The organism is Embleya sp. NPDC056575 (assembly GCF_042793325.1).
Taxonomy (GTDB): Bacteria; Actinomycetota; Actinomycetes; order Streptomycetales; family Streptomycetaceae; genus Embleya.
On sequence record NZ_JBHTVA010000035.1, the window covers coordinates 40,855 to 60,231 of the forward strand.

The window sequence follows — 19,377 nt, forward strand, 5'->3', positions numbered from 1 at the left end:
CCTCTCGACTGTCCCGCTTCTCCACGACCGCCACCTCCGAACGCACCCCGGTCCGCCCGAGAGGGCGACACCGTGCGCCCCAGCAGGGGCGACGTATCCAAACCTAGGTGTCGTACCCCCATTCGGGCGTCGGCCGGGAGTGCCGATCACGCCTACTACCCGAGGACGACCCGAACCCCGACGTACCCCCGGGGCATGCCACCCCGGGAGCAGTCGACAGGACCTCCGAGGGAGCAGCGGGTGCTCCGGATGTCCCCGCTCCGGATCCCCCGCTCCGGGTTCGCTCGGCCCACCCTCAGACCACCTTGCCCGGGTTGAGGATGCCCAGCGGGTCGAACGCCGCCTTGATGCCGCGCTGCACCTCGACGCCCACCGGCCCCAGTTCCTCCGCCAGCCACTCCCGCTTGAGTACGCCCACGCCGTGTTCGCCGGTGATCGTGCCGCCGAGGTCCAAGCCCAGTCGCATGATCGCGTCGAACGCGAGACCGGCCCGCTCGACCGCGGCCGGGTCGGTCGCGTCGAAGATCACGATCGGGTGGGTGTTCCCGTCGCCCGCGTGCGCGCACACCCCGATCACCGTGTCGTGGCGCTCGGCGATCGCGGCCACCCCGTCGAGCATGTCGCCCAGTCGCGAACGCGGTACCGCGACGTCGTCGATCATGCTCGTGCCCAGCCGCTCCAGGGCCGGCAGCGCGAGCCGGCGGGCCTGCATGAACATCGCCGAGTCCTCGGCGTCCTCGGCGGTGAACGCCTCGAACGCGCCCGCCCCGGTACAGATCGCCTCGATCGCGGCCAGCTCGGCGGCCGGCTCCGGGGTGTCCACGGCGATCAGGAGCAGCGCCGCGCTGTGCTCGGGCAGGCCCATGGCGGCCAGCGCGTTCACCGCCCGCAGCGTGGTGCCGTCCATCAGCTCCATCAGCGAGGGCGTGTGCCCGGCCGCCATGATCGCGGAGACCGCGCGGGCCGCCGAGGCGGTGTCGGCGAACTGGGCCACCGTCACCAACGCGGGCGGCGGGGTGGGGCGCAGCGCCAGGGTGGCCCGGGTGACCACGCCGAGCGTGCCCTCGGCGCCGACGAACAGGCGGGTCAGGTCGTAGCCCGCGACACCCTTGGCGGTCTGCCGCCCGGTGTGCAGGACCCGCCCGTCGGCGAGCACGACCTCCAGGCCGAGCACGTACTCGGCGGTCACGCCGTACTTGACGCAGCACAGCCCGCCCGCGCCGGTACCGATGTTGCCGCCGATCGTGCAGGTCTCCCAGCTGGAGGGGTCCGGCGGGTACACCAGGCCGAACTCGGCCGTGGCCTTGGACAGGTCGGCGTTGACCACACCCGGCTCGACCACGGCGATCCGGTCCACGGGGTCGACGCGCAGGATCCGGTTCATCCGTACGAGCGACAGCACGATGCAGCCGTCGACCGCGTTGGCCCCGCCCGACAGCCCGGTCCGGGCGCCCTGCGGGACCACCGGCACCCGCAGCCGGGTGGCCACTCGCATCACGTGCCGCACCTGTTCGGTGGTCTCGGCGAGGACCACCACCCCAGGGTTACCGGCCGCACACAGGCCGGCCATGTCACGCGCGTACGATGCGGCGATGTCCGCGTCCGTCACCAGGACGTGCGCGGGTAGATCCTCCCGCAGCGCCGCGATCAGGTCGGTCGTCATGCTGCCTCCCGGTGTGGCCGTGAATGGCCCCAGGGTAGGCACCGGGAACCGAGTACACCGAGGGAGGGCACCGTGCAGATCGACCGGTTGGATGCCGCGCTGATCAGGTTGTTGGTGGACACGCCGCGGATCGGTGTCGTGGAGTGTTCGCGCCGGCTCGCCGTGGCGCGCGGGACGGTACAGGCGCGCCTGGACCGGCTGCGCGAGGGCGGCGTGATCAGGGGCTTCGGGCCGGACGTGGACCCGGCCACGCTCGGCTTCCCGGTGACCGCGTTCATGACCCTGGAGATCCGCCAGGGGCAGGGGCGTGACGTGCGCAAACACCTGGAGTGTGTGCCGCAGGTGCTGGAGGTGCACACGATCACCGGTCGGGGCGACCTGCTGTGCCGGATCGTGGCCCGCTCCAACGCGCATCTGCAACAGGTGATCGAGGGGATCGTCGAGCTGGAGGCGGTGGTCCGCGCCTCCACGACGATCGCGACGGAGAACCCGGTGCCGTATCGGGTGTTGCCCCTGGTCGAGTGCGCGGTGACGGAGGGGTGAGCGGGGGCGACGGGCGGCGGTAACCGCCGGCGGTCGGCACTCGGCGTCGCGCCGACCGTGGTCGCGCTGGTGTCGTACGCGCCGCTCCCGATCGTGCGCAACACGATCGTCGGGCCGGCCGGGGTCGATCCACAGCTTGTGGACGCCGCACGCGGGATCGGGATGACCGCGTGACGATCCCGCTCCGGATCGAGCTGCCACCGGCCTGGCCGGCGCCGCACAGCGGCATCCGGGTGTCCCCCGGATGATCATGGGCATCGCGGCGATCGCCGAAGCCCACCCAAGCCCGACGTCAGCCGAACGACCATCCGGCCCGGCCGGCGATCGAGGCCGAAGGCGTCAACACGACGGAACCTTGCCCCCGGCGTTGAGCGCGTTCAACGCATCGACCGCCCCCGAGAGCGTCTCCACCGGAATCAGCTTCAAGCCCGAATCCCCCACCCGCCCGGCCTCGCCGCATTCACCCTTCGGCAGGATGAACACCGTCGCCCCCGCCCGCTTCGCCGCCAACAACTTCATCGGCAACCCACCGATCTCGCCGACCTTGCCGTTCGTGTCGATCGCCCCCGTACCGGCAATCGTCCGCCCGCCGGTCAACGGCCCCTCGGTCATCTTGTCCACGATGCCCAGCGCGAAGAACAGCCCGGCACTGGGCCCGCCGACATCGGACAGGTGCAACGTGACCTTGACGTCCTCCGGTGACTTGCCCAGATACCGAAGCGCCGCGACCGTCGCGCTGTCCTGCGACTTGACCATGTCCTTGACGTTGGTCTCGACGACCTGCTCGACCGATTTGCCGTCCGGGTAGATCGACTTCCGAGGCACCACCGACTCCTCCTCGTCCCACCACGCGGAAAGCAGCGACCCGAGGCGATGCTTCTCGTTCCGCCCGCTCGCGTGGATCGTGGTCAGCAACAGGTGCCCGGTCGTCGGGTATACGGGAGCCGGCCCCGAGATCTCGACCACCGGCCGCCCCCCGTCGTCCCCGAGCGTGTCGGCGACCGAGCCCGGCGTGATCAGGACGTACGGCATCGGCACCAGGAACGCGAAGCCGAAAAGGCATGCGACGAGGAGCAGAGACACCGGCAGGGTGAGCTTGGTTCGGGCCACGCTTGGCAATTAAACACGGCGCGACAGTCCACGCCGTACCGGACTCGCGTCACCGCCCCCGCAGGCACCGCTCCGACCCCGACCCTACGCCGCGGACACCCGCACGCCGCCCAGTTCGTTGGACAGTTCGGCCGCCGCCTCGGCCACCCGACGCCCCAGGCGTTCGGTGTCCAGGTTGCCGAGCGAGACGATCCCGACGCTCGATTCCACCGCCGCCAGGTCCGGCACAGCCGCGGCGATCCCCGGCACCGTGTTCCGACCGTCGCCCGGGGCGTACACATAGGACCTGGGCCCGTCCAGCCCGGCCATCACCCGACGCGCGGCCAGGATCGCCAACCCCGCCGCACCCGCGTCCAGCGCGTGCCGCGAGCCGACCCGGTAGGCCACGTGGTAGTCGGTCCAGGTGGGTTCGGCCACGGCGACCACGAGGGCCTCCACGCCGTCCACGATGGTCAGGTGCGCGGTGGCCCCGGTCTCCTCGGCGAGCCGACGCAGACACGGCACCGCCGCGTCGCGGACCAGCGGGTGGGCCCGACGGGCCAGTTGCAGCGCACCGAGGCCGAGCTTCGTACGTCCGCTCTCGTCGCGGCGGACCAGGCCGTGTTGCTCCAGGGTGGCGAGAATGCGGTAGACGACGGTGCGGTTGACACCCAGTGCGGCGGTGATGTCGTACACCGACAAACCGTCCGAGGCATCGGCGAGCAGTTCGAGGACCTTGAGTCCTCGGTCCAGGGTCTGTGACGTCTCGGCGACCACCGGCCCCCCTCCCTTCGCGTGACGTTGCATTACGTCCAGCGGCGGCGTTCGATCCCCGAACGGAACGCCACATTCGCGAGGCTGTGCGGCGCCAGATCATGGGGCCAGGACACGTACTCGTCACCATTCGACGGGCAGGCCGAACGGGTTCCCACGCCCACGCAGGACGGTTTCTCCTGTGCGAGGCGTCAGAGGATCACGCTAACCAGAGGGGGAAGCTTTGGCACCGGATATCCGAGATACGGACAACTAAAATATCAGATGTATCAGGACATAAGTCACAAATAAACCAATCCACAACATGCGATCCTCGCCACGTTGCGCGCAGGGCGGCATCCGGGCAACTCCGTACTCACCAGTCGGACATCGCGTCCCAACCCCTGAGACCAAGAGCAGTCCGCCCCCGACCCCCGAGCGCGCTCCACCACCGAAATCGAGACGATCCCAACCGCCGCCATCGACCCGAAATCACAAGCCTCACCCGGGTCGATCACCCATCGACCGGGGGCGACGCGGGCTCGGACGGCTCGGGCTCCGGCGTCGGCTCGGGCTCGGGCCGAAGCTCGGGCGAGGGCTCAGGCACGCCACACCTCCTCGGCGCGCCACCCCGCCCCCGCACTCACCGCCCCGAAGTGGCCCACTCCCGGATCTTCCCGATCCGCGCCTCCAACTGCCCCGCCGAGGCCTGGGCCACCGCCGGCCCGCCGCACACCCGCCGCAGCTCGTTGTGGATCTGCCCGTGCGTCTGCCCGGTGCGATGGTGCCACGCGGCCACCATCGTGTTGAGTTCCTTGCGCATCGCGGTCATCTGACGATGCGTCACCACCGGGCGCTGGTCGGCCGGTTTCTCCGACAGGTCGGCCTCGTGGTCCGGCCGGCGTCGGCTCTTGGCCACCTGCTTGGCCTGGCGCGACTGCAACAGCATCTGCACCTGGTCGGGTTCGAGCAGCCCGGGCAACCCCAGGTATTCCTGCTCCTCCTCGCTGCCCACGTGCGCCTGGAGTCCGAACTCCGCGCCGTCGAACAACACCCGGTCGAACCGGGCCTCGCTCTCCAGCGCCTCGAACGCGAACTCCTCCTGCTGTCCCGGCTCGTCCTTCTGCGCGTTGGCCTGGGCGAGGAGGGCGTCCTCCTCGTCGTACATCCCGCCCTCCTTCTTCGGGCGGTCCAGCACGTGGTCGCGCTCGATCTCCATCTCGTTCGCGTGCTGGAGCAGCGTCGGCACGGAGGGCAGGAACACCGACGCGGTCTCACCACGGCGGCGGGCCCGAACGAAGCGCCCCACGGCCTGCGCGAAGAACAGCGGCGTCGAGATCGTCGTCGCGAACACACCCACCGACAGCCGAGGCACGTCCACCCCCTCGGACACCATCCGCACCGCGACCATCCAGCGCTCCTCGGAGGCGGAGAAGTCCTCGATCTTCTTCGAGGCGCCGGCGTCGTCGGAGAGCACCAGCGTCGCGCCCTGACCGGTGATCTCCCGAATCATCCGCGCGTACGCCCGAGCCGACTCGTGGTCGGTGGCGATCACCAGACCACCCGCGTCCGGAATGGCCTTGCGCACCTCGCCCAACCGCTTGTCGGCGGCCCGCAACACCTGCGGCATCCACGACCCCTGCGGATCCAGCGCGGTACGCCAGGCCTGACTGATCGCGTCCTTGGTCATCGGCTCGCCGAGCGACGCCGCGATCTCGTCCCCGGCCTTGGTCCGCCAGCGCAGATCGCCGGAGTAGGACAGGAATATCACCGGCCGCACCACGCCGTCCGAAAGCGCGTGGCCGTACCCATAGGTGTAGTCGGCCGACGACCGCCGGATGCCGTCCTTGCCCTCCTCGTACGCCACGAACGGAATCGGGTTGATGTCCGACCGAAACGGCGTACCGGTCAACGCGAGCCGCCGGGTGGCCGGCTCGAACGCCTCCATGCACGCCTCGCCCCACGACTTGCTGTCGCCCGCGTGGTGGATCTCGTCCAGGATCACCAGCGTCTTGCGGTTCTCCACCCGCCGCCGATGCAACATCGGATGCACCCCGACACCCGCGTAGGTGACCGCGATGCCGTGATACTCCCGCGAGACCGGTCCCGACGAACTCGAATAATTCGGATCGATCCGCAGCCCTATGCGCGCGGCGGCCTCGGCCCACTGCTTCTTCAGATGCTCGGTCGGCGCCACGATGGTGATCTGGTGCACCACATGCGCGTCCAACAACTCGGAGGCGATCCGCAACGCGAACGTGGTCTTGCCGGCACCGGGCGTGGCCACCGCGAGAAAGTCCCGAGGCTGCCGCTCCAAATACCGATCAAGGGCCCCCTGCTGCCAAGCACGCAACTTGTTCGCCGTACCCCACGAGGCACGATTCGGAAAGGCCGGGGACAGATGGGACGCGGCTGCGGTACTCACTGCGACGGCTCTGCTCCAGACCGAAAGACAACCAAAGACAAGCGCTCAGGCTACCCGAGCGCCCCATCGGGGCCCTCCGAACACGACCCCATGCCCGGGCGAAACCTCTCCGCTCACCCCTGATTCCGCCCAAATCCCCGGGCCCTTCGCCCACCCAAATCCCATCCACCTCGACGTCCCAGGCGCGTCCCGACAAACCCCCCGCCCCTCGGCGGATCGACGTGTCGGCTTCGACGTCACTCCACGACGGCGGGCGCGTGTGCGCCCAGGATCCGGCGCGTCTCCTCGCCGGCCAACCGGGCGTCCAGGCCCCAGACCGCCCTGGCCCGGTTCAGCTTCGTGGTCAACGAGGCGACGAGGCGGGCCTCGGTCCCCGGGTCGACCGCCGCCGTGATCAACTTGGCGTACCGAACGGTGTCCACGAGGGCCGACTTGACCCGCTCGTGCCGGATGTACGCGGGCAGATCCACAGCGGCCGCCGTCCTCGCGTCGGCCGGCATCGCCGCGAGCCAGCCGCCGCGCACCGCCTCGGCCTCGTCCGGGAGGTAGTCCATCTTGTGCAGGTGCACGGCCAGGTCGTAGAGCGGATCCCCCCACAGGGCCAGTTCCCAGTCGAGGAAGTACGTCCGGCCCGCCGCCACGATCAAATTCTTGCGATGCACGTCGCAGTGCAGCGCGCGAAACACTCGCCCCGTCAGCGCGGGCCAATCCGCCTCCACCCGGTCGAGCGGATCCGCAGGCACCCCCAGGGCCGCGTACAGCGCCGCGTACGGCTCGCGAAAGCGCCGCCAGACGTCTGCCGTGACCGCCGACAGCCGTGCCCCGAACCCGGCCGTATCGCTCTCCTTCGGCCAATCGGCGGGCAGGTCGGGCAGGGCGTCGTGCGGCACCTCGGACATCGCGCGGAAGAAACGCACCACGTCTCCCGGCAGGTGCGCGGGCACCGCCATACCGCGCGGCGCGATCGTGTCCACCACGTCACCCGCGATGAATCGGTGGATCTGGAACACCGGATCCGCCGAGACGTGCAGGACCTCGGGGACCGCGGCGACCCACGGCGCGACCGCCCGGATCACGTCCTGCTCCGGCCATACGCGCAGATCCATACCGTCCGCGCCGTGGATCGGGATGCGGACGATCACCGCTCCGTCGTCCGTCTCGGACCGCACGTTGTCGTTGTAGAACCCGGACGCGCTCGTACCCGACGCGCGGGCCTCGCGATAGAGCGTGATCGCATCCGGCGTCATGCCCGCTCCCCCAGGACCCCGGCGATCCAGGCGTCCACTCTCGCCTCGAGCGCGCCGAGTGTGTCGACGGGACGGATCGCGGCCCGGGCCCGGGCCAGGGAGGCCGCGTGCTCCGGTCGATCGAGCCCCGACCTGCGCAGGGTGCACAGCGAGGCGATGACGAGCGTGGGATACACCTCCGCCGCCTCGAACTCCCGAATCGCCCACTCCGCGGTGCCGCGCGCGTTCTCCGGTTCGCCGCGGCGCAACAGCGCGAGTGATCGGACCAGTTGGGCCCGTGCCGTGCCCGACCGGTACCGGGCCCGGCCGAGCACCTCAAGCGCGGTGTCCAGCGACGATTCGGCCTCCGCGGCGCGCCCGCAGCGAAGCAGGGCCAGTGCCTTGGCCGTGTACGCCTTGCCGAGTTCGTGCAGGGCACCGATCTCGCGCTGCGCCGTGATCGCCTCGTCCGCCACGTCGCCGGCGTGTTCGGGTTCCGTCCAGGCGAGGAACTCGGCCCGGTTGACCACCAGGTTCGCGAGATGGACCGCGGATCCGGCCTCCAGATAGTGCAGTTGCGCCTGGTCCAGGCTGCTGCGGGCGGCCGGGAAGTCGAACGCGAACCGTCGACCCAGATGGATCAGCCGCGCGGTGTCTCCGCGCAACAGGTGTTCGTCGCGATGCAGGGTGGCGGTGAGCCCGTTCACCACGGTTTCCGCGTCGCGAAAGCGCCCACCGGCCATGTACAGGTCGGCCGCCCACAACGCTGCGCTGCGGCCCTCGGGAACAGTGGCCCGCTGCCACAACGACGAGTAGCGGGCCAGTGCCTCCGAGGTGCGGCCGAGCACCCGCAACGCATCCGCCCCGGCGAGCCCCAGCCGCACCTGGGCCGAGTCGCCGCCGTCGATGTCGCGCAGGCCGCCGGTCAGCGCCTCGGCGTGCTCGACGTCCCCGACCAGGATCGCGGTCTCGGCCTCGACGCAGCGCGCGGCGGTCTCCAGATCCGGGCGCGGCTGCTCGGCCGCGGCGCAGAACCGCCGTACGTCCTCGACCACCCCGCCCAGCGAGCGGATGCCGCCGCTCGCGGCGATCTCCCCGGTGAGGGCGAGCAGTTCGGCCGGGGTGAAGTCCCCCGCGTGCATGCTGTGGTAGACGACCTCGCGCAGTTGTGCCCCGGTGGTTCTGCGGATGCTCGCCACCGCTGCCCCGGAGACGTCGGCACGGGCGCGCCACTCGGCCCGGAGCACCCGGTGCACGGCCCGGCGCAGCTCCGTCGTCTGGCGGGCTCGCAACTCGCCGGCCATCAGCTGGTGCAGTTGGAACCGCTCGAGGCCGGCCGGCTGGACGAAGGAGTACGCGGTCAACGTTTCCCAGGTCAGACGATCCGCCGCGAGGCCGAACGCGGCCGCGACCGCGCGGAAGATCTCGTAGTCGACGGTGCGGGCCACGGCGAGCACCTCGAGCAACCGGACCTCTTGCGGGTCCACGTGATGCAGGAAGCGTTCCAGGATCTCCTCGCCCGACACGGCGGAAGTGAGCGCTCCGTCGCCGCGATCGGTGCCGGTGTCCGCGTCGAGGGCCAGATTCAGATAGAAGGGCACGCCGGAGCTGGCCCGGGCCAGCGCGGCGCGCTGCCGCGCGTCCGAGACCCCGTGCACTTCGAGGAGTTCGACCCGCGCGGTCATCGGCAGGCCGTCGAGCGGAATGTGCACCGTGTGTGCCATCCATTGGCGGTCGTACGTCTCCCAGCCCAGCGGTTCGCGACTGGCGATCGCCACCACGCCCCGGTCCATCTGCGACACGAGATCGCGCAACCACGCGTCCAGCCCGGCGGTCCGACCGGCCCGGGTGCTGCCGCCCACCAGCGCCTCGTAGGCGTCGACGCAGACGAGGTAGCGCTGCTCCGCACTGGCCAGCCGCAGATCCTCGGCGAACAGGAAGGTCGCGGCGTCGGCGAGTTCGGCGGGATCGAGGTCGTCGAGCCGCTGGAGGGTTTCGTCGTTTCTGAGCCAGCGCCAGCGCTTGAACCTCTCGGACGAACGACCGGCCAGATTCAGCAGCCCGCCGACAGTCCGAAACACCGGCAACCCGCCCACCGCGTCCGCGAGATCGGCCAGGACGTCGCTCTGCTGGCGGGCCGCGACATCGGCGAGTGAGATCTGCAGGTGCGGGTGCAGGCGCTGCCACAGTGCGAGGTAGGCGAGGTCGTAGCGGGGGAAGGCGGCCCCCTGGGCGCCGAAGCCCGACCGTAACACCGCGAGGGCGGCGTCCTGTTCGCGCAGCGCGGGAATCTGCAGGTCGAGCAGCACGGTGCGGGCCTCGGCCGTCGACCGTGCCTGGCACTCCCGCAGGAATCGCGACTTCCCGATGCCGCCGACACCGGTCACGTTCACGACTCGCAGGCCGGCCCCGGTGTCGGTCCACACCGCCTCGAAGGCCGCCGTGGCCTCTTCCCGGTCGACGAACCGCCGCTGCGAGCCTGCGGATCTGCGAAAACGCGGTTGCAACGGCATGAGCCCCCATCCCCGATGGCGCGCGATACCGCACGCGCTCGGGACTCAGGGTAGTCGCAGGAGTCGCTGTCCGTATCCGGAATCTCACCGCCGATCGACGAGCCCACGACCGGGCCGGGGGCTCTCGGTCAGCTTCGGGTGGGGCGGGGGCGGATTCGCGGGGGCAGGAACGTGCCTGCCAGGGCGAGGATGAGCATGATGGCGAAGATCAGGGCGAAGACGCCGCCGTCCTTGCCGGAACCCTCGTGGAGGGCGGCGAAGACGGCGTTGGAGATGCCGATCATGACGATCGTGCCGAGGGAGTCGGCGACCTGGAGGGAGGAGGAGTTGGTGCCGGATTCCTCCGGAGTGGACAGGTCGAGGGTCAGGACGCTCAGCGAGGCGACGGCCAGGCCCATGCCGATACCGCCGAAGAACCACCCCGCGGTGACCGTGTAGGGGGTCATGCCCGGCAGCAACGCCAGCAGCGCTCCGGCGATCGCGAGCACCACGAACAGGAAGCCGACCCGGACCAGCACGGGACGGCGCTCGTGGGACGAACGACCCTGATACCAGGATCCGATCGCCCAGGACAACGCCCCCACCGTCAGGGTCAGGCCCGCCTCGGTCGGAGACAGCCCGTGTTCGCTGATCAACATCAGCGGAACGAACGACTCGACCGTGAAGAAGGCGCCCGCGAGCACGCCCCGGGACAGGATCACCGTCGGCAGGCCGCGTACCGCGCGCATCGTGCCCGTCGGCAGCAGCCGGGGCACCGTCACGGCCATCAGCGCGGTCCCCGCGACCAGGAGCGGTATGCCGACCACGTCCAGGTCCTGGCCGCCGTACTCCAGCATGCCCGCGCCCAGCGCGGCGCCGGCCGCCGCGCCGATGCGGCGTCGGTTCATTCGCACGTCCGGGGCCGACTCGCCCGCCATCCGCTCCAGTTGCGGCAGCATCATCACGATCGGCAACACCACGAGCACCGGGATCGCCAGGAACACCCAGCGCCAGCCGAGATGGTCGGTGACCAGGCCGGACACCGGCGGCCCGACGATCGAGGGCAGCACCCATGCCGCCGAGAAGGCCGAGAACACGCGTGGGCGCAGCGCCGACGGATACGCCTTGCCGACCACCACGTACAGGGACACGATCACCAGGCCGCCGCCGAGGCCCTGGACGGCCCGGCCGGCGATGAAGGGCCACATCGACTGCGCGGTGCCGGAGAGTACGAGGCCCGCGGCGAACGCCCCGATCCCGCCGAACAGCGGCAGCCGCGGTCCACGCGTGTCACACCACTCGCCGGAGACGACCATGGCGAGCAGGCTGGTGGTGAAGAAGCTCGAGAACGCCAGCGCGTACAGCTGCACCCCGTCCAGTTCCCGAACCGCCACCGGCATCGCGGTACCCACGGCCATCGCCTCGAAGGCGATCAACAGGACGACCGACACGATCCCGAGCGTCAGATGCCGGTAGGGCCGGGTCAACACCCCCGGCTCCCGCCCCTCGGATCCTGCGGCGCCACGTCGTGCGGCGGACTTCGACTCCCCTACGGCTGTCACCGAGACAGCCTAGGCCCTGTCACATCAACCGACTTATCAATGCAATCACCCCACTTTCTCAACGAACCACACCCAAGGCGGGCCACGTCCCTGTGCACGCGGGGACCGCGACCGGCAACACGGCGAGGGCCGCATCAGGGCACGACGGCGCGTGGCGTCGGGCTCGAGCCGGGGCGAACGCAGCGGGGCGAGCCCGAAGGCCGCCTAGGACACGGCGGATGTCGTGAGCCGCCGCAGGCAAGGTGTGATGCGGAGCCCGGGAGCGGAAGGCGACGGACAGGTCGGTCGTGGTGGGCGTGGCGCGGGCAGGGTGCGACGAGCAACCGCCGCACGACAGACCGACAGACGCCGCGAGACGAAACGGCGGGCCGAGCGCGACGGACGTGGCGCGCACCGAGCGGGCATGGCGGGGCGGCGGGCATCCGGGATCGGCAGACGTCGCACCGGGCACGCCGGGAGAGCCTGGCGCGCCGGGCGTGGCGGGTTCGGGGCTCGGTGGGGTGTGGCGGCGCCGTGGGGCGAGGCGGCTCGCCGGTCCGGGCATGTCGCGCTCGGAGGCGCCGGGTGGGCGGCGCCCGAGTGCGTTCCGTCGTGTGACACCCCGGCATGGGCGCGCGAGCCACCATCGGCAGGCGCGGTCCGTACCGTGGCGGCACCGGCGGGGGCGTCAGTCCACCACTACGTCTCTTGGGCGCATGGGGAGGCGGGGGAGTTCCAGGCCGGTGGCGTTGCGGACGGCCGCGGCCAGGGCGGCCGGGACCGGGACGATCGCGGCGTCGCCGAGGCCCTTCGCGCCGAAGGGGGCGCCCGGTTGGGGCTCCTCGATCCACGCGGCGACCCGCACCGGCGGTACGTCCCACGGCCCGGGCGGCGCCCACACCGCCTCGGCGTCCTCCGTCAGCGCCAGCCCCACCCCCATCGCCACCGAACCCTCCACCCGCACCCGGGCCTGCGCCGGATCCAGCACCCGCCCCGCGTCGTAGGACCCGGTCACGTCCACCACCCGGATCGTGCCCAGCTCCGGATCCAGGTCCACCACCACCCGACACGCCGAAAACGCCACCGCCGGGTACGCGTTGCCCTGCCCCGCGTCGTCCAACGGCTCCGTGCTCGGCGCCCGACACGCGCCCGCCGTGGTCACCGTCGCCGTGTCCTCGTACATCACATCGACCGGCAGGTCGATCAGCCCGTCATAGGACCGGATCCGCCCGTCGCGCACATCCAGCAACCGCGCCGTCATCCCGTACCGCGCCGCCACCGGCGCCAACAGCCGCTCCCGGATCTCCCGCGCCGCCTGCTCCACCGCCCCCGCGGTCAGCCACGTGTGCCGCCCCACCCCCGGCGCCCCCGCCGTCGGCAGCGCGGTCCCGGCCTGGAGCACGATCGCGTCCGGCACCCCCAGCACCTCGTCGACGATCTGCCGCACCAGGGTCACGAAGCCCTGCCCGACCTCGACCGCCGCGCACGTCACCGTCACCACCCCGCCGTCGAGCCGCACCGTCGCCGTCGACGACTCGTCGGCCCCCTCGATCCCGAGCAGCGGCATCAGCCCGACCGCGTACCCCGTCCCGCGCAACGTCCCCGGCGCGGGCGCCGCCGCCGGCGGCGCGGCCTCGGCCACCGCCCGCAACGCCGCCCCCACCGGCACCGGCCCGTCCAGCACCTGACCCGTCGTCAACATCGTCCCGGTGCTCAGCGCGTTGCGCAGCCGCAGCTCCACCGGGTCCATCCCCAGCGCGTCCGCCAGCTTGTCCATCTGCGCCTCGTGCGCGAAGCACACCTGCACCGCGCCCGGCCCCCGCATCGCCCCGGCCGGCGCGTTGTTGGTCCGCACCGCCCACGCATCCACCGCCGCGTACGGCACCATGTACGGCCCCGCCGCACACCCGATCAACCGCCCGACCACCTCCGCCGACACCCCGGCGTACGCGCCGCCGTCGAGGATGATCTGCGCCTCCACCGCGAGCAGCCGGCCGTCCCGGTCCGCCCGATGCGTGTACTTCATCCGCGCCGCGTGCCGATGCCCGCCCGCGCGCAGCGACTCGGCCCGATCGAGCACCGCCTTGACCGGCCGCCCCGTGCGCAGCGCCAACAGCCCCACCACGGCGGTCAGTCCGACGTCCTCGCGACCGCCCCCGGAGCCGCCCGCGCCGGTGGGCATCAGCCGGACCATCCCGGCCGGCAACCCCAGACACTCGGCGACCTGGTCGCGGTCCGCGTGCGGATACGGCGTGGCCACGTGCAACTCGACCCCGCCGTCGGGCGAGGGCAGCGCGAGCGCGGCGTCGGTGGCCGGATTGGCCTGATACTGCGCCGGCACCTCGTACAGCCCCTCGACCACCACCTCCTCCACGGGCGTACCGTCCCGACGCACCCTGACCGGCCGCCCGTGCCGCAACGCGATGTGCCGCAGCACGTTCCCGTCCGGATGCAACGGCGGCCCGGCGAAAGCGTGTTCGGGGTCGACGGCCGGCTCCAGCGGCTGGTACGACACGAGCACCGCCGCGGCGCCGGCCCGCGCCGCCTGCAACGTCTCCGCCGCCACCGCCGCGACCGCCTCCCCGGCGAACCGCACCACACCGTCGGCCAGTACCGGCCGATCCGCCACGATCGCCCCGTGACACGCCCCGGCGGGCAGGTCGGCGGCGGTGACCACACCGCGCACCCCCGGCACCGCGTAGGCCGCCCCGGCGTCGACGCCCAGGATCCGCGCGTGCCGATGCGGCGAGCGCACCAGCACGCACCACAGCAGGCCCGGCGCCCACAGGTCGCCGGTGTACGAGAACCGCCCCCGGGCCTTGGCGTCACCGTCGGGGCGCGGCGCGGATTCGCCGATCACCGGGTCCGCCCGCTCACTCGGCGCCGCCGGACGTCGGCGGCGCGATCACGTTGAACATCATCGTCGAGTGCGTCTCCCGAGGCACCCGCCGGCGCGCCGCGATCCGCACCGCGTCCACCATCGGATGCGGCCCCGCACACCGACACGGGTGCCCGTCGAGCGCCCGCCGGATCTCCACCTCGCTCGGCTCGGGCACCCGGGCCAGCAGCGCGCACACCGACGCGACCACACCCGGCGCGCAGAACCCGCACTGCACCGCGCCGGCCTCGATCAGCGCGCGCTGTACGTCGGCGGTCTCCGGGTCGTTGTCCAGGTCCTCGATGGTGCGGACCTCACGATCGCCCAGCGTGGCCGCGGCGATCAGGCACGCGGCCACCGCGACCCCGTCCAACTGCACGGTGCAGGTGCCGCACACGCCCTCCCCGCAGCCGTCCTTGGCACCGGGCAGGCCGAGCCGCTCGCGCAGCACGTACAGCAGGTTCTCGCCGATCCAGGCGTTCTCGATCAGCCGGGCCTCGCCGTTGACCCGCAGCACGTACGACGTCGTCGGGGTCGTGTCGCCCCCGAGGACGTCCCCGAATCCGGGCCCGCTCATCCGCCGAACGCCCGTTGTACCGCGCGCCGCGCGCACACCGCGACCACGTGCCGCAGATGCGCCCGGGCGGCCCGCTGCTCGGCATCGGGGCGCACCTCGTCGGCGACGAGCCGGCCGAAGTCGGCCGCGTCGCGCCCGTCCGCGAGCCGCCCGGTACGCGCGTCCATCCGCCCCGCCAACCACCGCTCGGCCTCGAACGCGCGCACCGGCCCGGGATGCGCCCCGCCGACCGCGCAGCGCACGTCGCCGACCACGGGCCCGGCCACCAGGGCCAGGGTCAGATACCGGCCCGCGCCCACCGGCGCCTTGACGAACTCCTGCACCCCGCGCAGCAGCGGCACCCGCACGCCGGTGATCAACTCCCCCGGCCGCAAAAGTTGTTCGGCGATCGGACCGGACCGGGGTTCGAGCAGGTGCGGTGCGACCTCGCGCACCCCGCCGGGCGAACGGCACGACACGGTGGCCTCCAGGGCCGCGAGTACGGGCAGCGAGTCGGCGGGTCGGCCGCTCGCGAGGATGTTGCCGCCGAGCGTGCCCATCGCGCGGACCTGCGCGGTGCCCACCTCGTTGGCGGCGGCGGCCAGCGCCGGGACGAGCGCCGCCAGGTCCGCGTCCGCGAGCCGGGCCCAGGTGAGCCCGGCGCCGAGCATGGCGAAACCGTCCTCGTAACCCCATCGCCGCAGGTCGGCGACCTTCGCCAGGCCCACCAGGGCCGACGGTCGCACCAGTTCGGCGTTGACACGGGGCATGAGGTCGGTCCCCCCGGCCACCGGCAGTGCCCGGGGATCGCGCGCGAGGGCGTCCACGGCCTCGTCGAGCGACAACGGCATCAAGATCGTCGCGTCCACAGCGCCGCCCACCCTATTGCCACGCGGCCACGAAACGAGCGGACCCGGCCGAGATTTGAGCCAACCCGAAACCCCGCCCGGTGAACCGGGCCCCGGAACCGAAACACAACGGGTGAAAAGCGAGTCGAATCCCGCCCCGACCGGCACCACCCGCACCCACCCGAGCCACGACGCGACGCAAGAGGCGCCGACCGAATCGGTCGACGCCCCACGCACACCTCAGCGACTGCTACTACCGCTACCGCGACCGCTACTTCTTGCCGCCGCTCTTGCCACCGCTCTTGTCCTTGTCACCCGACCCGCCCGCGGGCATGGTCTCGTAGATCTCCTTGCACATCGGGCAGACCGGGTACTTCTTCGGGTCGCGACCCGGTACCCAGACCTTCCCGCAAAGGGCGATGACCGGGCTCCCGGACATCGCGCTTTCCATGATCTTGTCGCGCTGGACGTAGTGCGCGAAGCGTTCGTGGTCACCGTCGCCGTGGGAGAGCTTCGGCGTCTCCTCGATCAGCGTGCCGGTGCCCGTCCCGTGCTCCGGCTCCGGGAAGCTCTGGGGAGTGGTCATACCCCCCAGGATAGCCAGACGCCGACGGCATCGATCGGCGCGTGCGCACGAGCGCCGAGCCCGCGCGTGACCACCCCCGCGGGCGCCCCCGCGACCACCCCACGACCGCGCTAATTCAGCGTCGGATCCTCCGGGTACGTGGCGACCATGGCCAACTCGCCCACCTGCCGCCGCAGTACCGCCCGCCACAACCGATCCGGCGTCGGCGTGAAGGCGTCGCCCGGCTCGGAGTCGACCACGTACCACGCGCCCGACCGCAGCTCGGTCTCCAACTGCCCGGGACCCCACCCCGCGTAGCCCGCGAAGACCCGCATCGACCCGAAGTCGGCGGCCACCAGCTCCGGCGGCACGTCCAGGTCCACCAGCCCGAGACCGCCGTGCACCCGACGCCACCCCAGCGGCTCCGCGCCGCCCGGCACGGAGGCGATGGCCAGCGCCGAGTCCATCGCGACCGGCCCGCCCTGGAACACCACGGACGGCTCGCTGACGATCTTGGACCAGGGCACGAGCACGTCGTCGACGTCCACCGGGCTGGGGCGGTTGATCACCACGCCCAGGGTGCCGTCCTCGTCGTGCTCCAGGAGGAAGACCACACACCGGTCGAAGTTCGGATCGGCCAGCGCGGGCGTGGCCACGAGCAGGCGTCCGGTGAGCGATACCTCGGTCATAGGGCTCATGATCCCGCAACCGCCGCGTCAGAGTGCGCCGCTCGGCGAGGAAGTCGGCCGGCGAGGGCGAGTCCGACGCCGATCCCGCACACGTCCGCGAGCACATCGAACGGGTCGCCGCTGCGGTGCGGCAGCAGGAAGTGCTGGACCAGCTCGCTCTCCACCGCGTGTCCCACGAGCAGCGCGCCGAGCGGCAGCACACCGATTCCGACACGCCGACCCGTCCAGGCAATGGCGGCGAAGGAGAGAAAATGCACGATCTTGTCACGATGTGGAACGAACGGCGCCGGGTCACCCGGACTGCCGGGATTGAACAGGAGGTAGAGATTCACCAGCACCGCCACCACGAACGCGCAGTACGCGAGCCTGCCGCCCCTCGTTCCCCCGGCCATCCCCACTCCTCGTCCACGGGCCCGAAGACCCTTTTCCCCGGGCCCTTCGGCACCACAACCCGCCACGGCACCGACGCGGATCCGACTACCGTGTAGCGCTGTCGGCCCATCTTCCCTGTCGGTTCCGGCACCCACAGAAGTGCGAGGATTCATGCAAGACGACGTGCTCTTGGTTCACGGCGGTTCCCCGCTGGAAGGCGAGGTTCGGGTCAAGGGCGCCAAGAACCTGGTGCCCAAGGCGATGGTGGCCGCACTCCTGGGCGAGGCGCCGAGCCGACTGCGCAACGTCCCGGAGATCAGCGACGTACGCATCGTCAAGGGCCTGCTGCAACTGCACGGCGTCGCGGTGCGCGACGGCGACGAGCCCGGCGAACTGCTGATGGACCCCACCCAGGTGGAACAGGCCAACGTCGCCGACATCGACGCGCACGCCGGCTCCAGCCGCATCCCGATCCTGCTCTGCGGCCCGCTGCTGCACCGCCTCGGCCGCGCGTTCATCCCGGATCTGGGCGGCTGCATGATCGGCGACCGGCCGATCGACTTCCACCTGAGCGTGCTGCGCGAGTTCGGCGCGGTGATCACCAAGCGCCCCGAGGGGCTCTACATCGAGGCGCCCAACGGCCTCGAGGGCGCGAAGGTGCGGCTGCCGTTCCCCAGCGTGGGCGCCACCGAGCAGGTGCTGCTCGCGGCGGTGCGCGCGGAGGGCACCACCGAGCTGTCCAACGCGGCGGTGGAGCCGGAGATCATAGATCTGATCTGCGTGCTCCAGAAGATGGGCGCGATCATCTCGGTCACCACCGACCGGGTGATCCGAATCACGGGCGTCGCCAAGCTCGGCGGCTACGACCACCGCGCCCTGCCGGACCGGCTGGAGGCGGCGTCCTGGGCCTGTGCGGCGCTGGCCACGCACGGTGACATCTACGTCCGCGGCGCCCGCCAGCTGGACATGATGACCTTCCTGAACGTCTTCCGGCAGGTCGGCGGCGCGTTCTCGATCGACGACGAGGGCATCCGCTTCTGGCACCCGGGCGGGCCGCTGAACGCGATCGCCCTGGAGACCGACGTGCACCCCGGCTTCCAGACCGACTGGCAGCAGCCGCTGGTGGTCGCGCTGACCCAGGCCACGGGCCTGTCCATCGTGCACGAGACGGTGTACGAGCGGCGGCTCGGCTTCACCTCGGCGCTGAACCAGATGGGTGCCACGATCCAGCTCTACAGCGAGTGCCTGGGCGGTACGCCCTGCCGGTTCGGCCAGCGCAACTTCCAGCACTCCGCGGTCATCTCCGGGCCGGCCAAGCTGCACGCCACCGACCTGGACATCCCGGACCTGCGGGCCGGTTTCTCGTACCTGATCGCCGCGCTCGCCGCGGAGGGCACCTCACGGGTCACCGGCATCGACCTGATCGAGCGCGGCTACGAGGACTTCCAGGCCAAGCTGGAGGCCCTGGGCGCCCGCGTGGAGCTGCCCATGCGGGTCGCCGAGAGCGTCGCCTAGTCGCTCGTCGGCCGTTTCCCGCGGCCCCTCGGATCACGATGGCCCCTTCCCGGGGCCTCAGGGGCCCGAGGAGGGCCGCGCAGGCCGCTCGGGCCCCACAACGCCGGAAGGGCGGCTTCCCCAGCGAGGGAAGCCCCCCCGCCCGGGTGACCCCCGGCAGCTAGGGGCGTACATGACCGGTGGCGCCGCCGGGAGAGGAGAGGCCGCCCACAAACAGACTCC

General features: G+C 71.7%; 15 protein-coding genes and 1 pseudogene. 3 read left to right on the plus strand and 13 right to left on the minus strand.

Translation table 11 applies throughout. The features are described from left to right. Window positions 1-295 precede the first annotated feature (295 nt). Window positions 296-1,663: an FAD-binding oxidoreductase gene (locus tag ACFRCG_RS26480; protein ID WP_380035810.1), complete on the minus strand. Its 1,368-nt coding sequence runs from the start codon at window positions 1,661-1,663 to the stop codon at window positions 296-298. 72 nt (window positions 1,664-1,735) lie between these two features. On the opposite strand from ACFRCG_RS26480, the gene ACFRCG_RS26485 reads away from it, so the two are divergent. Together ACFRCG_RS26485 and ACFRCG_RS26490 are read left to right on the plus strand one after the other, a co-directional pair. Then, window positions 1,736-2,206 (plus strand): Lrp/AsnC family transcriptional regulator, encoded by a 471-nt coding sequence (locus tag ACFRCG_RS26485; RefSeq protein WP_380035813.1) that lies wholly within the window; start codon window positions 1,736-1,738, stop codon window positions 2,204-2,206. A 39-nt stretch (window positions 2,207-2,245) separates the two neighbouring features. After that, window positions 2,246-2,495 (plus strand): annotated as a pseudogene (locus ACFRCG_RS26490) (ABC transporter permease); the annotation flags it as partial. Window positions 2,496-2,545: 50 nt separating this feature from the next. Here the strand turns inward: ACFRCG_RS26490 and ACFRCG_RS26495 are convergent. The 12 genes from ACFRCG_RS26495 to ACFRCG_RS26550 all read right to left on the minus strand — a co-directional run bounded on the left by ACFRCG_RS26495 (window position 2,546) and on the right by ACFRCG_RS26550 (window position 17,660). Next, window positions 2,546-3,316, minus strand: a complete 771-nt coding sequence (locus ACFRCG_RS26495; protein WP_380035817.1) for a PDZ domain-containing protein — start codon at window positions 3,314-3,316, stop codon at window positions 2,546-2,548. An 84-nt stretch (window positions 3,317-3,400) separates the two neighbouring features. After that, window positions 3,401-4,072, minus strand: coding sequence for an IclR family transcriptional regulator (locus ACFRCG_RS26500; RefSeq protein WP_380035820.1), 672 nt, complete (start codon window positions 4,070-4,072; stop codon window positions 3,401-3,403). 619 nt (window positions 4,073-4,691) lie between these two features. Continuing rightward, a complete protein-coding gene (locus tag ACFRCG_RS26505; RefSeq protein WP_380035823.1) occupies window positions 4,692-6,473 on the minus strand; it encodes a DEAD/DEAH box helicase in 1,782 nt (593 codons plus the stop codon). Between the two features lie 236 nt (window positions 6,474-6,709). Further along, window positions 6,710-7,720 (minus strand): phosphotransferase family protein, encoded by a 1,011-nt coding sequence (locus ACFRCG_RS26510; protein ID WP_380035826.1) that lies wholly within the window; start codon window positions 7,718-7,720, stop codon window positions 6,710-6,712. Then, window positions 7,717-10,212 carry a hypothetical protein gene (locus ACFRCG_RS26515; RefSeq protein WP_380035829.1) on the minus strand — a complete coding sequence of 832 codons (2,496 nt, stop codon included), beginning with the start codon at window positions 10,210-10,212 and terminating at the stop codon, window positions 7,717-7,719. The genes ACFRCG_RS26510 and ACFRCG_RS26515 overlap by 4 nt, the downstream gene beginning before the upstream one ends. Before the next feature lie 128 nt (window positions 10,213-10,340). Next, window positions 10,341-11,753, minus strand: coding sequence for an MFS transporter (locus tag ACFRCG_RS26520; RefSeq protein WP_380035832.1), 1,413 nt, complete (start codon window positions 11,751-11,753; stop codon window positions 10,341-10,343). A gap of 667 nt (window positions 11,754-12,420) precedes the next feature. Next, window positions 12,421-14,592 carry a xanthine dehydrogenase family protein molybdopterin-binding subunit gene (locus ACFRCG_RS26525; RefSeq protein WP_380035835.1) on the minus strand — a complete coding sequence of 724 codons (2,172 nt, stop codon included), beginning with the start codon at window positions 14,590-14,592 and terminating at the stop codon, window positions 12,421-12,423. Window positions 14,593-14,605: 13 nt separating this feature from the next. After that, window positions 14,606-15,187 carry a (2Fe-2S)-binding protein gene (locus ACFRCG_RS26530; protein ID WP_380035837.1) on the minus strand — a complete coding sequence of 194 codons (582 nt, stop codon included), beginning with the start codon at window positions 15,185-15,187 and terminating at the stop codon, window positions 14,606-14,608. Beyond that, window positions 15,184-16,017 carry an FAD binding domain-containing protein gene (locus ACFRCG_RS26535; protein ID WP_380003144.1) on the minus strand — a complete coding sequence of 278 codons (834 nt, stop codon included), beginning with the start codon at window positions 16,015-16,017 and terminating at the stop codon, window positions 15,184-15,186. Before ACFRCG_RS26535 ends, ACFRCG_RS26530 begins: the two co-directional genes overlap by 4 nt. A gap of 268 nt (window positions 16,018-16,285) precedes the next feature. Next, window positions 16,286-16,600, minus strand: a complete 315-nt coding sequence (locus ACFRCG_RS26540; RefSeq protein ID WP_380035840.1) for a DUF3039 domain-containing protein — start codon at window positions 16,598-16,600, stop codon at window positions 16,286-16,288. 110 nt (window positions 16,601-16,710) lie between these two features. Further along, entirely contained in the window at window positions 16,711-17,268 is a 558-nt protein-coding gene (locus tag ACFRCG_RS26545) for a YqgE/AlgH family protein (RefSeq protein ID WP_078977041.1), read from the minus strand. A 5-nt stretch (window positions 17,269-17,273) separates the two neighbouring features. Further along, the gene (locus ACFRCG_RS26550; protein ID WP_380035843.1) at window positions 17,274-17,660 is read right to left on the minus strand and encodes a hypothetical protein; all 387 of its coding nucleotides are present in this window, start codon (window positions 17,658-17,660) and stop codon (window positions 17,274-17,276) included. Window positions 17,661-17,811: 151 nt separating this feature from the next. On the opposite strand from ACFRCG_RS26550, the gene murA reads away from it, so the two are divergent. Further along, on the plus strand, window positions 17,812-19,155 hold the full coding sequence (murA, locus tag ACFRCG_RS26555) for a UDP-N-acetylglucosamine 1-carboxyvinyltransferase (protein WP_126643613.1): 1,344 nt from the start codon (window positions 17,812-17,814) through the stop codon (window positions 19,153-19,155). The last annotated feature ends 222 nt before the right edge of the window (window positions 19,156-19,377 follow it).

What these genes read in the sequence shown, in the direction of transcription:
- ACFRCG_RS26515 (WP_380035829.1), bottom strand. Translation starts at nt 10,212, where the DNA reads ATGCCGTTGCAACCGCGTTTTCGCAGATCCGCAGGCTCGCAGCGGCGG.
- ACFRCG_RS26530 (WP_380035837.1), bottom strand. Translation starts at nt 15,187, where the DNA reads ATGAGCGGGCCCGGATTCGGGGACGTCCTCGGGGGCGACACGACCCCG.
- ACFRCG_RS26480 (WP_380035810.1), bottom strand. Translation starts at nt 1,663, where the DNA reads ATGACGACCGACCTGATCGCGGCGCTGCGGGAGGATCTACCCGCGCAC.
- ACFRCG_RS26540 (WP_380035840.1), bottom strand. Translation starts at nt 16,600, where the DNA reads ATGACCACTCCCCAGAGCTTCCCGGAGCCGGAGCACGGGACGGGCACC.
- ACFRCG_RS26545 (WP_078977041.1), bottom strand. Translation starts at nt 17,268, where the DNA reads ATGACCGAGGTATCGCTCACCGGACGCCTGCTCGTGGCCACGCCCGCG.
- murA (WP_126643613.1), top strand. Translation starts at nt 17,812, where the DNA reads ATGCAAGACGACGTGCTCTTGGTTCACGGCGGTTCCCCGCTGGAAGGC.
- ACFRCG_RS26535 (WP_380003144.1), bottom strand. Translation starts at nt 16,017, where the DNA reads ATGCCGTTGTCGCTCGACGAGGCCGTGGACGCCCTCGCGCGCGATCCC.
- ACFRCG_RS26510 (WP_380035826.1), bottom strand. Translation starts at nt 7,720, where the DNA reads ATGACGCCGGATGCGATCACGCTCTATCGCGAGGCCCGCGCGTCGGGT.
- ACFRCG_RS26550 (WP_380035843.1), bottom strand. Translation starts at nt 17,660, where the DNA reads ATGGCCGGGGGAACGAGGGGCGGCAGGCTCGCGTACTGCGCGTTCGTG.